11 protein-coding genes and 1 pseudogene are annotated in these 11,451 nt (G+C 36.2%); 8 read left to right on the top strand and 4 right to left on the bottom strand.

Annotated features, from left to right (window positions below):
• Window positions 1–548 (top strand): IS982 family transposase (locus DSM465_RS0110555; protein ID WP_029761334.1); only part of this gene is annotated, 548 nt, incomplete at its 5' end.
• Window positions 549–668: 120 nt separating this feature from the next.
• On the opposite strand, the gene DSM465_RS0110550 is transcribed toward DSM465_RS0110555, so the two are convergent.
• The 4 genes from DSM465_RS0110550 to DSM465_RS19905 all read right to left on the bottom strand — a co-directional run bounded on the left by DSM465_RS0110550 (window position 669) and on the right by DSM465_RS19905 (window position 3,081).
• Window positions 669–974: a hypothetical protein gene (locus DSM465_RS0110550; protein WP_051358528.1), complete on the bottom strand. Its 306-nt coding sequence runs from the start codon at window positions 972–974 to the stop codon at window positions 669–671.
• Window positions 975–996: 22 nt separating this feature from the next.
• Window positions 997–1,962: an anti sigma factor C-terminal domain-containing protein gene (locus tag DSM465_RS0110545; protein WP_029761332.1), complete on the bottom strand. Its 966-nt coding sequence runs from the start codon at window positions 1,960–1,962 to the stop codon at window positions 997–999.
• On the bottom strand, window positions 1,952–2,458 hold the full coding sequence (locus DSM465_RS0110540) for an RNA polymerase sigma factor (protein ID WP_029761331.1): 507 nt from the start codon (window positions 2,456–2,458) through the stop codon (window positions 1,952–1,954). The genes DSM465_RS0110545 and DSM465_RS0110540 overlap by 11 nt, the downstream gene beginning before the upstream one ends.
• A 392-nt stretch (window positions 2,459–2,850) precedes the next feature.
• Window positions 2,851–3,081, bottom strand: coding sequence for a tyrosine-type recombinase/integrase (locus tag DSM465_RS19905; RefSeq protein ID WP_230459225.1), 231 nt, complete (start codon window positions 3,079–3,081; stop codon window positions 2,851–2,853).
• A 406-nt stretch (window positions 3,082–3,487) separates the two neighbouring features.
• Here DSM465_RS19905 and DSM465_RS0110535 point away from each other — a divergent pair, with 406 nt between their 5' ends.
• The 7 genes and pseudogenes from DSM465_RS0110535 to DSM465_RS0110510 all read left to right on the top strand — a co-directional run bounded on the left by DSM465_RS0110535 (window position 3,488) and on the right by DSM465_RS0110510 (window position 11,367).
• Entirely contained in the window at window positions 3,488–5,548 is a 2,061-nt protein-coding gene (locus DSM465_RS0110535; protein WP_029761330.1) for a BglG family transcription antiterminator, read from the top strand.
• Window positions 5,549–5,741: 193 nt separating this feature from the next.
• Window positions 5,742–6,023 (top strand): PTS sugar transporter subunit IIB, encoded by a 282-nt coding sequence (locus tag DSM465_RS0110530; protein ID WP_029761328.1) that lies wholly within the window; start codon window positions 5,742–5,744, stop codon window positions 6,021–6,023.
• 12 nt (window positions 6,024–6,035) lie between these two features.
• A complete protein-coding gene (locus tag DSM465_RS0110525) occupies window positions 6,036–7,412 on the top strand; it encodes a PTS ascorbate transporter subunit IIC (RefSeq protein ID WP_035498437.1) in 1,377 nt (458 codons plus the stop codon).
• Window positions 7,413–7,499: 87 nt separating this feature from the next.
• Complete coding sequence (locus DSM465_RS0110520; protein WP_029761326.1) at window positions 7,500–8,342, top strand: transketolase; 843 nt, start codon at window positions 7,500–7,502, stop codon at window positions 8,340–8,342.
• Window positions 8,339–9,304, top strand: a complete 966-nt coding sequence (locus tag DSM465_RS0110515; RefSeq protein WP_029761325.1) for a transketolase family protein — start codon at window positions 8,339–8,341, stop codon at window positions 9,302–9,304. The genes DSM465_RS0110520 and DSM465_RS0110515 overlap by 4 nt, the downstream gene beginning before the upstream one ends.
• Window positions 9,305–9,716: 412 nt before the next feature.
• Window positions 9,717–10,000, top strand: a pseudogene (locus DSM465_RS19900) (amidohydrolase); the annotation flags it as partial.
• 131 nt (window positions 10,001–10,131) lie between these two features.
• Window positions 10,132–11,367: a Zn-dependent hydrolase gene (locus DSM465_RS0110510; protein ID WP_029761324.1), complete on the top strand. Its 1,236-nt coding sequence runs from the start codon at window positions 10,132–10,134 to the stop codon at window positions 11,365–11,367.
• Window positions 11,368–11,451: the final 84 nt, after the last annotated feature.

Here is an 11,451-nt window from a genome sequence, read left to right as displayed (position 1 = left end):
GGCAACACCATGCGTATGCGGTCGTGGACAGCTTGCCGATCGAGCTGTGTCATTCAGCTCGAATGCATCGCGTCAAACGATTCCGTGGAATTGCCGATATTGGCTATTGTGCTTCCAAAAGGATCACTTTCTATGGGTGGAAACTTCACCTGCAGGTCACCGACCAAGGGCTTCCGATGGGATATGTTGTCACCGAAGCGTCTTGTCACGACCGGGTGGCCGCTGAAACCGTCATGACGCAAATTCCACATCCGTATAACCTCGGTGACAAAGGGTATATCAGCCAAAAGCTGCAAAAGAAGCTGTACGAAGAGCACCGAGTCGCTTTTTGGACGCCCGTTCGAAAAAATCAGCGAATTCGCCAATCGGACGCATGGAAACAGTGGATGAAGCGAAAACGTAAAGTGGTGGAAACCGTGTTTTCGATTTTAGTCGATTCGTATCGGATCACCGAGATTCGAGCGAACTCGGTTTCTGGATTTGAAACGGCACTGGATGGTATTTTACTGACTTACTCGCTTGTTGTTCTTGGGCTAGTTGAGCGTTAAGACTCAACTAGCACCACGGGTTATAAATATATCATTCGGTAATTTATTAATAAAAATCCAGACATGACGAAAGGTTTCATGTCTGGATTTTTTATTTAATCCACCGTGTTGTGAAATGGCTTAATGCACTGACTGGTCTTTCTTTCTCTTTTTGAGAATTCCCTTAATCAATAATATACTTCCATTAATAAAGGTTGCTATACCAAAAGTCACTCCAGCCATTCCGCCTGCAAATCCATCTCCTAGGTATATTCCGGAAAGAATACCACCGATAAAAAATACTAGGAAGCTACCCAAAAGCATGATGATTAGTCCAGAAGTGATCCAACGTTTGGCTGTAGAACCCGAATACTTAACAATAAAAATATTAAGAAATAGGAGAAGTAGAAAAAAAATCGAAAAAAGAAGCAATTCCTTTGGGGACATGAATAACACTCCTTTATTTCATTTAATATTTATCAGTAGTGACTCCGAGAGAAGCGGCTCGTACAAACGGCACGTGATTAAATTTTTTCATTTCGCTAGGCGTTCCGGTAATTACTACACCAATAATTTCAAGGTTTTCAGCTGACAGTTTTTCTTTGTTATTATTCGTGATGTTTTGAATAATTTTATCGGCTACATCTTTATAAGAATTGTTCTGCTTAAGGTCCTGTAGGGTACGAATGAAGTATTCCGCTCCCCACTTGCTCTCTGGCTGATTGATATAATGAAAACCCACTGCATTATCACCAAGAATAGTAAAATCTTTTCCTGTTTTTTTAATAAAGTTATTATATTTTTTTATGTCTGATTCACTATAGGTATTAACCCAAAACCAAGAGATATTTTCTTTGAAAATTTTTTGAACATCAGTTACTTTATAGCCTTTATCAAACGAAAGAGCTAATTCGACTACTTTATCATCATTCATGTTGGAAACTATGGTTCTATCATCAAATAAAGAAGAGTGGACATTTGGATGAATAAACTCAGTGACTCTTTCTCCATTAAAGTACACCGGAATTCTTTTTTCATCTGCATTTCCCGTTCCGCTTGCTCCTTCTGAAGTGATCGTTTTTGATAGACCGAAGAGGGAATACACTTTCTCGACAGTCGTCCAAGGTACAGGAATGCCATCTATTTTTTTGATAAACTCTGTTTTTGTAGTGGCTGAAAATAACGAATAATGAATACTTGTTCCTTGTGCTTCTATATTAGCACCGTGGATACTATGCCATAATCCATCACTTCTTACTTCCTTATTAACCTTAGTGATTATAATGAAGTTACCAATATAGTAAAAAGCGGTAATAACAACTATGCTTATAATGAGAGATATGGTAACTGTCCTTAAAGTAGACTTTCTTTTTGCTTTTTTAACCAGTTTTCGGAAATCTGGATCTTTTGGAAGAAACTCATGCTCATCGTTCATGATGATACCTCCTGTATTCCTCTATGAATTGTTTTCGGGCTCTGTGAATGATCGTCTTTACAGAATCTACTTTCATATCATATAAAGCTGCAATTTCTGTTAGTTTTAATCCTATACTGTATTTTAAAATTAATAATTGCGCATATTTTGGTTTGAGTCGGTCTAAGAGGGTATAAATGTCTTTTTCTAATTCCTTTTGAAGGACTGCTTTTTCAGGAGTGAATTCCTCAAACAACTCTTTGTAATTGAATTTCAATGAAATATTTTTTTGTCTGTTACGTTTTCGGCATAAATCGTAATATTGGTTAACTGCTACACGAAAAAGCCACTTTTCTACATTTTCAATTTTGACGGAGTCTATATAAGTTAAAAATTTATAAACCGTTTCTTGAATAGCATCCTCAGCATCCTGAAGATTTGCTCCTGTTTTTAAAAGATAAACCTTCACTCGCTCCAATTGCTCATACAGCTTTTCTTCTAGCTCAAAATCATTCATGTATGACCCCCTATTGAAAAGACGTTTATGTATGCAAAAGGTAAACAGGAAATAAAAAAAGTTCATTCATTACCATTATATAGAAATGATCATATACATGTGGATTCATTTTTATTTTTGGTTGTAACTTTCTCCATGTCAGCTAATAAAAACAAGAAGGATACTGAAATGAGGGGAGTAGGTAATTAATTTAGCCTAAGCAGAAATTAAAGAACGAATTTCAACATCTGATTCATGAAATAGGGGGGACGAAAATGTTGACTTGAGTGAGGATACCGTTGAGGCTATCCGAGCGATGGAGTGTGAACCGTTGAAGCGGCAGACCAGCTTTTGTAAGATTTCCTTAAGTATCTTATGTAAACCATGCAGATTCAGTTTTTTACCGTTTTTATTTAAACATACCGGTTGGAAAGGGGGAACTGATATTCCTTTAAACTCTCCATATAGCTGTTTATTAAAGGGACAACCATCGGATGAAGAAGGGAGAGTAAGCATTTTTTATAATATATACGTATCGTGTTGTTCGATAAATCAATTTGTTCCCAAGTGAGTTCAACCATTTCACATCTTCGCATCCTCGTGGTGGCTAACAGCTTAAATAGAAGATGGGTTCTTATCGCCATTCGGCTATTGCCTTGTTCCAAAAAATGGAACAGATTTCGTAGTTCAGACAAAGACATATAAGTCGGTAATTTGCTATCCGTTTTAGGAGTATCAATTCGCGGAGTTGAACCTTCATAAATAATCCGTCTTTATTTTTTAATAATGGTTATATTTTGTTAAAACTATACAATCAAATGGATCCATTTCCTTAATAAACTTTTCTCAACACAACACCTATTTACAAAATAGTTCCCTGTCTTCAAAAAATACGGTAATACCGATTATCAATTACTTTTTTATACAAAGGCCCAGATTAATATTATGGTTATCACAATCCCACTCCATCTACAAAACATAGATTGTGACAAACGAGTAATCGTATTGTATCCGCTTTCGCTTATACTATAACTAAGGGGGAACTACCTCATGCTTGATAAGAAAAGCTCCGAATTACTTCAATTGCTCATGTCAACGCGGCCAAAGTCTTATCCTATCTTTATAGAAACTCACAGTTTGAGTGCAAGACAGTTTTTCTATCATTTAGAAAAGATCAATTATTGGTTGCGACAGAATGATTTACCAGAAATCGATACAAAACAAACAGAACTTATCATTCCGAATGAAGTTATTAAATATTGGAAGGACTATCAAACAAAATCAAAAGGAATTAACGCAAAAAATTTCCATTTTAACGAAAATGAGCGCATTCTCGTCTTGTTGCTATACACCTTCATCAGAAAAGAATCCATTTCTAGTGCACATTATCAATTCTTATTGAATGTTAGTAAAAATACAGTGACTACCGATGTCAAACGTGCAAATGACTTCAGCGAAAAGTTCAGAGTGAAAATTAAATATACGAGGGAAAGCGGCTTCCATTTAAAAGGATCTGAGGAAGACAAAAGAAACTTAATGCTTAAGTGTATCTCAATGTTTTCTTCTCACCCTCACAAACACGAAATACTTGAATATCTTTTTACGCAGCATAACTATCAAAACAAGTTTGATATTTATGAAAAAAAGTTAAAAGAGATGGAACAAGCCTTCAACTTAACGTTTATTGAAGAAAGAATGTTTGACTTTATTTATTTGCTGCAAATGATCCACATTCGTCAGCACCAGCAAAAGTGGGTACAAATCCACTCAGATACGAAAGAGTTTTTGAAAAAGCATGATATGTATCCAGTCGCATTAACAATACAGCGAGAATTAAGAGAAAGCACACGATCTGAAGAGCTTGCTTATTTAACGATTTTGCTCTTAGGTATTACACAAGGTCAATTATCACCGACATCAACAGAATTATTAACTTCGATTACTGAAAAAATTATCAATGATTTTGAAAGATATGCTTGTTTTCAAATAAAAGACAAACAAAAAGCAATTGAATCTTTTTATACTCATTTTAAACCTGCATATTATCGCATGCTTTATAAAATACCAATTACTAACCCATTGTTAAATGAAATAAAAGAAGAGCATACGACATTGTTCAACTTTGTATCTGAAGTGATGAAGCCTATTCAAGAAATGTTAAACATCGATATTCCTGAAGATGAAATTGGATTTTTAACACTCCATTTTGGTGCACTACTAGAACAAAATGCGTTTGAAGGAAGAAGCCAAATACGCGCAGTGATTGTTTGTCCTGATGGGATTAGCTCAAGTTTAATGGTTGAAACATATTTATGTTCTTTATTTCCAAATTTTCGCTGGATCTCATGCGTTTCAAAGGATTCGTTTTCAAAAATGGACGAACAAGAATACGATATCGTTTTCTCAACCGTTCCGATTCAAACAAACAAAACGTTTTTCATTGTCAAACCAATCATGAGTGAAGCTGAAAAAAAGCTTCTTCATCATGCGGTCATGCAGCAACTATTTTCGCATTCAACACCTTACCCAACACCAGATCAAATCATAAAAATTATCGAAAAATATTGTGTAGTTAAGGATGCAAATAAATTAAAAGAAGAGATTACGATCGCATTATACGGTCAACCAAGCAGAACAAACATTAGGAGGAGACAACCATTGCTAAATGAACTATTAACGGAAGATATGATTCAATTCGAAACAAGAATCTCAAATTGGAAAGAAGCCATCGCAAAAGCAGCAGAACCTTTACTAAAGAATGGATATATTAAACAATCCTATATTGATAAGATGATTGAAAACGTGGAGAAGATCGGACCTTATTTCATTATCCATCCAGAATTGGCGATTCCGCATGCAAGACCAGAATTTGGAGTTCAAAAATTAGGAATGAGCTTTTTAAAAATAGAAGAACCCACTTACTTATTAAATGAAGAGAAAAATGCAGTAAAAGTCTTTATTTGTCTTGCTGCCATCGATAATACGACACACTTAAAAGCTCTTGCCCAATTAACTAAGCTATTAGGAAATAAAGAAAGTCTTAAAGAGATTTTCGAAGTCAAAAATAAAGAAGAGCTATTAAATTTAATCAACAAATATTCAATTGCTTAAATCATTTCTTTTACTGTATGCATTTTACAAAAAAATTTTTAAAGGAGGTGATCCACAAAAATACAATAGAACGAATTCCTCTATCAAAGAGGCACTTCACACTCATAAAAAGCATTATGATTAGAAAAACTTTACAACTACACAAAAGTGAAGTCTCTGTAATTTAACTATTACTTTTAAGGGGGTTATGATTTTGAAAATTTTAGCAATTTGCGGTTCAGGTCTTGGAAGCAGCTTTATGTTAGAAATGAATATTCAACAAGCGTTAAGAGAATTAGGAGTCGACAACATTGAAGTCGAGCATTGTGATCTCAGTTCAGCAACGAGCGATATGGCTGATTTGTTCGTAATGGCAAAAGATATCGCTGAAGGTGCAAGCCATTTAGGAGACAGGATAGTATTAGAGAGTATTATCGATCAAGAAGAAATTATGAATAAACTAAAACAAAAATTGGAGGAATTAGGAATTTTATAAGGAGGGCTTTAGATGGGGAAAGAAATACTAAAGCTTATCATGGATATTTTAAGTGAGCCCGCTGTATTAGTTTCAGTAATTGCATTGATAGGATTATTAATTCAGAAAAAATCTGCTAGCGACGTCATTAAAGGAACTACAAAATCATTTTTAGGCTTTATCGTTATTTCTGCAGGTGCCGGTATCTTAGTTAGTTCATTAGATCCTTTCGGTAAAATGTTTCAGAAAGCGTTCGATGTGAATGGTGTCGTGCCGAATAACGAAGCAATCGTTGCTATGGCCTTATCAGAATACGGATCATCAACAGCCCTCATCATGTTTTTTGGAATGCTTGCCAATATTTTAGTCGCCCGTTTTACAAACTTAAAATACATTTTCTTAACTGGGCATCACACTTTATATATGGCGTGTATGATCGCAGTCATTTTAGTCGTCGCCGGACTAAAGGGATTCCAACTTGTCCTAGTTGGCTCTTTAGCGCTTGGATTAATTATGGCGATTTTCCCTGCAATTGCTCAACCATTTATGAGAAAAATTACTGGTAATGATCAAGTAGGATTTGGACATTTCAGTACACTTGGCTATGCATTATCTGGTGTTATTGGAAGTCTTGTTGGTAAAAATTCACGTTCAACAGAAAAAATTAATTTCCCAAAAGGACTTGGCTTTTTAAGAGATAGTTCGATTAGCATCTCATTAACAATGACCATTCTCTATATAATCGTTGCAGTTATAGCAGGACCAGACTATATTGAAGAAAACTTAAGCGGCGGAAAACACTTTATTGTATATTCAGTCATTCAAGCGATTACATTTGCCGCTGGAGTATTTATTATCTTATCAGGAGTTCGCCTCGTGTTAGCAGAAATCGTTCCTGCGTTCAAAGGGATTTCAAATAAGCTTGTACCAAATGCAAAACCAGCTCTTGATTGCCCAATTGTATTCCCATATGCACCAAATGCAGTATTAATCGGATTTTTCTGCAGCTTCTTAGGCGGGATCGTTGGTATGATTATCCTAAGTGCTGTTGGCGCAGTTATTATTTTACCAGGTGTTGTTCCACATTTCTTTACTGGTGCAACTGCAGGAGTTTTCGGAAACGCAACTGGTGGAATACGAGGTGCAACAATCGGTTCATTTGCCAATGGATTGTTAATTACATTCTTACCAGTATTCTTAATGCCAGTATTAGGGGACTTAGGATTTGCTAACACAACCTTCTCTGATTCAGACTTTGGAGTTTCAGGAATCGTATTGGGCTATATTGCGAATTATTTCAGCTCAACCGGAATCACAATCGCAGTCATTGCCGCTGTTTTAATTCCTGTTATCCTATATTTCGCTCGCGGTAAAAAAAATGTTTCTATTGATAATTCTACAAATGCCTGATTGTTCTCGATGAATACAACAAAAAACTTTTGTTTGCAACCCCCGCCACGAGATAACCATCATTAAGGAGGCTATAGGCTATAAAAAATGAATGACCTAGAACGATTCAGAGACAAAATCAGACTGTGGACGTTAAAACAATTAAATCACTTAGGATTTGGCCATTATGGAGGGAGTCTTTCGATCGTAGAAGTACTTGCAGTTTTATACGGAAAAATCATGAATATTTCTCCAGGACAGATGAATGATGAGCATCGTGATCGCTTCGTTTTATCAAAAGGACATGGCGGGCCAGCGCTCTATGCGGCGTTGGCCATAAAAGGATTTTTCCCATACGAAATGCTCTACACATTAAATCAAAACGGCACAAAGCTTCCATCTCATCCCGATCGAAATTTAACCCCTGGTGTAGAAATGACAACTGGATCTCTCGGTCAAGGTATTTCAGTCGCTGTTGGAATAGCTTTATCACAAAAATTATCAAATATTCCATCCTATACTTATACAATTGTGGGTGATGGAGAATTAAATGAAGGTCAATGTTGGGAAGCCATTCAATTTGCCGCTCATCATAAGCTTCACCGACTATTTGTTTTTGTTGATGACAATAAAAAGCAGCTTGACGGCTGGACAAAGGATATATGTGATCCGATAGATTTTGTTGAAAAGTTCCGTTCCTTTGGGTTTTGGACGTGCAGAGTAAATGGCGCTAGTTTGGAAGAAATTGAAGCAGCTATACTTGAAGGTAAAAAACAATCAAAAAAACCAGTTGCTATTATTCTCGACACGATCAAAGGTCAAGGTGTTCCTTATTTAGAACAGAAAGAAGATAACCACCATATACGACCATCAGCAGAAGATCAAAAAGCGATTGAGGAAGCGATCCTTGAACTAGAGCAGAAATGTTCATCAGAGGAAGTGAACGTATGAGTACAACACCTTTACAATTTGGATTAGATGAAAAAGAAATGCGTCAAGTCTATGCTGAGACCATTTTAGAGCTCGCACAAAACGATCCAAGCGTCATCGCATTAGAAGCGGATTTAATGAGTTCTATCTCGACGAATAAAATACAACCGCTTATTCCCAATCAGATCATCAACTGCGGAATTATGGAAGCGCATATGATGGGGGTTGCCGCTGGTTTCTCATTAACTGGAAAAATTCCTTTTGTGCATACATTTGCACAATTTGCGACAAGAAGAGCATTTGACCAACTGTTTGTGTCATGTGCATACGCAAGATTGAACGTGAAAATCATTGGTTCAGACGCAGGGGTTACTGCCGAACATAACGGCGGGACACATATGGCTTTTGAAGATCTTGGACTCATGAGACTTATTCCGAACGCAACCGTTTATGAAGCAAGCGATAGCACCATGTTTAAAGCACTTCTTAAACAAATATATGGAGAATACGGAATTCATTATATTCGCACCATCCGTAAAAAAGCGAAGCGATTATATTCAAGTTCAGAACAATTCCCAAAAGGTAAAGGAAAGCTATTACGGGATGGAAAAGATGTTGCCATCGTCGCATCGGGAATTATGGTAGAAGAAGCATTGAAAGCATCCGATCTGTTAGCGAATAAAGGAATAGAAGCAATGGTGATCGACATGTACTCGATCAAGCCGATTGATCAAAATCTATTGATATACGCGGCAGAAAAAACAGGCTTTATCATCACAGCTGAAAATCATAATGTCATTGGTGGTTTAGGCAGCGCAGTCGCAGAAACACTTATGGAAACTTACCCAGTGTCAATGTACCGCATTGGTGTCCGCGAGCAATTCGGTCAAGTTGGAAAAACGGATTATTTGAAAGAATTTTATGGGTTAACTGCTGAACATATCGTAAAAGCGGTTATGGATAAATTAGAGGAAACTGAATAATAATGGAGTAATTGGTTCATAAAAAAACACGCATAAATTTTGACGCGTGTTTTTTTATATTCGGTTTGCTATTAATGTAGGATTCATTCGTATCACACTTTTTGCTCTATCTAAAAGGACTTTTGCTCAAGATAAAACCGAGAAAAAGTGTTGGTGGTGACTTCGATTTTTGTTCCATCCAGAAAATAATCCTCTAACTTGCCTAATTCCTTCTTACTGCTGCATCCTTATGTAAGTTTTGCGACACCATTTTATACTTAATGTAAGATGTCGATTTAGAAATATTTTACTTTTTGTTAAATGAAAGTGATTTATATCATTGATACAATATAGTCATCAATAAAATAATCCACAGAATTAAAATTAAAAATTTGTTGATAGCGCTACCATTTACGTCTTTTGGTGGATATTTATGAACAGGGAAGTTATTACAGTAGATCAAAAGAATTCAATGGTCGAATCTGTAGCTGTAAAAAGCAACCGTATCATAGGGGGTTGGTTCAAACCTTCTTGGATTTATTGATTCTCATATTCATCTGATGTTATATGGTGTTTTCAGTTAGGGGGGGAGCTGTAAAGCTCCTCATATCGACTCTGTTGCAGCTTTGTTAGATGATCTGAAGAAAAAAGCCTTAGAAACTCATCAAAGGTAAATGGATACGAGCTAGGGGCTTTAACGAAACCGCGGTAATGGAAGCTATTAACCTTTACTTCCAAGAGACTTGGTCTAAAAACTATAGGAAATAGCTTTCCTGGTTAGTAAGTATAAGACGGTCACAAATATATTGTATAGGGTTACTAAATTGTTTGAAAGGGGAATACACATTATGAAACAACAAAAACTATTAATTAATGGTGAGAGGCTAAAAAATACGCTTGAACAATTTGCAAATTTTGGACGTACAGAAAACAATGGAGTAACACGTTTATCATTGTCTGAAGAGGATAGATTGGCTCGAGATTATTTTTGTTCTTGCTGCAAAGAATTAGGTATGTCCATAAAGATCGATGATATGGGGAATATTTATGCTACTTTAGAAGGGATTGAAAACAAGCCGCCAATAGTGATAGGTTCGCATTTAGATACTGTAAAAAATGGCGGACGGTTTGATGGAGTCTTAGGAGTGGTTGCTGGCTTAGAAGTGGTACGAACTTTATTAGAAAATAATATTAAACCGCGAATTCCACTTACGATTGTTAATTTTACAAATGAAGAAGGCGCTAGATTCGAACCTTCATTGATGGCATCTGGAGTTCTTTCAGGTAAATTTGAAAAATCTATCATGTTACAAAAAACAGATGCTGATGGTATTACTTTTGAAGAAGCATTAAAATCCATTGGTTATGCAGGTAAAGAAGAGGCACGTTTGAAAGAAGCCACTGCTTTTTTAGAATTGCATATTGAACAAGGTCCAATTCTTGAGAGAGAATCATGCTCTATTGGTATCGTTGAATGTGTAGTTGGAATGGTGTGCTATGAGATTGAAGTCACTGGGGAATCTGACCATGCCGGAACTACTCCGATGGACATGAGAAGAGATGCTCTCTTTACAGCAAACAACTTAATAACTGAAATAAGGCAAAAAATGAGTGTTCTTGATAATGAATTGGTGTATACCGTTGGAAGAATGAACGTATTTCCTAATATACACACGGTTATTCCAAATAAAGTGGTCTTTTCACTGGAAGCTAGACATAAAGATCCAGCCATTATCAAGCAAGTGGAGGAAATTATTCAAGGACTTGCACATTCATCTTTCAAAGAAGGATGTGAAGTCACAACAAAAAAATTATGGGATCGAGATACGGTTTGGTTTAATCGTCAAATCTGCGATCTGTTAGAACAATCTACAAAAGCATTAGGCTATTCATATAGAAGAATGGTTAGCGGTGCGGGGCATGATGCTCAATTCATAGCTAGCTATATACCAACTGCCATGGTTTTTGTTCCAAGCATCAATGGAAAGAGCCATAGTGAAGATGAACTTACCACTTGGGAAGATTGTGAAAAGGGAGTAAATGTAATATTGGAAACTGTTCTTGCAATGCAAAAAAAGTTTTAAATCATAAAAAACCTCTTGATCTCAATTCCTATTCACTTTCACTACTTTGGTAGAAGTCAGCCAATGTTTGAGGCAGTTCAGTCT

Origin of the sequence: Geobacillus thermodenitrificans subsp. thermodenitrificans DSM 465 (genome assembly GCF_000496575.1) — a bacterium.
GTDB lineage: Bacteria > Bacillota > Bacilli > Bacillales > Anoxybacillaceae > Geobacillus > Geobacillus thermodenitrificans.
This window is presented reverse-complemented; position numbering and strand designations above follow the sequence as displayed.

Bases quoted from the DNA above. Each gene is read 5' to 3' on its own strand.
- DSM465_RS0110550 (WP_051358528.1), bottom strand. From the start codon at position 974: ATGTCCCCAAAGGAATTGCTTCTTTTTTCGATTTTTTTTCTACTTCTC.
- DSM465_RS0110545 (WP_029761332.1), bottom strand. From the start codon at position 1,962: ATGAACGATGAGCATGAGTTTCTTCCAAAAGATCCAGATTTCCGAAAA.
- DSM465_RS0110540 (WP_029761331.1), bottom strand. From the start codon at position 2,458: ATGAATGATTTTGAGCTAGAAGAAAAGCTGTATGAGCAATTGGAGCGA.
- DSM465_RS19905 (WP_230459225.1), bottom strand. From the start codon at position 3,081: ATGGCGATAAGAACCCATCTTCTATTTAAGCTGTTAGCCACCACGAGG.
- DSM465_RS0110535 (WP_029761330.1), top strand. From the start codon at position 3,488: ATGCTTGATAAGAAAAGCTCCGAATTACTTCAATTGCTCATGTCAACG.
- DSM465_RS0110525 (WP_035498437.1), top strand. From the start codon at position 6,036: ATGGGGAAAGAAATACTAAAGCTTATCATGGATATTTTAAGTGAGCCC.
- DSM465_RS0110520 (WP_029761326.1), top strand. From the start codon at position 7,500: ATGAATGACCTAGAACGATTCAGAGACAAAATCAGACTGTGGACGTTA.
- DSM465_RS0110515 (WP_029761325.1), top strand. From the start codon at position 8,339: ATGAGTACAACACCTTTACAATTTGGATTAGATGAAAAAGAAATGCGT.
- DSM465_RS0110510 (WP_029761324.1), top strand. From the start codon at position 10,132: ATGAAACAACAAAAACTATTAATTAATGGTGAGAGGCTAAAAAATACG.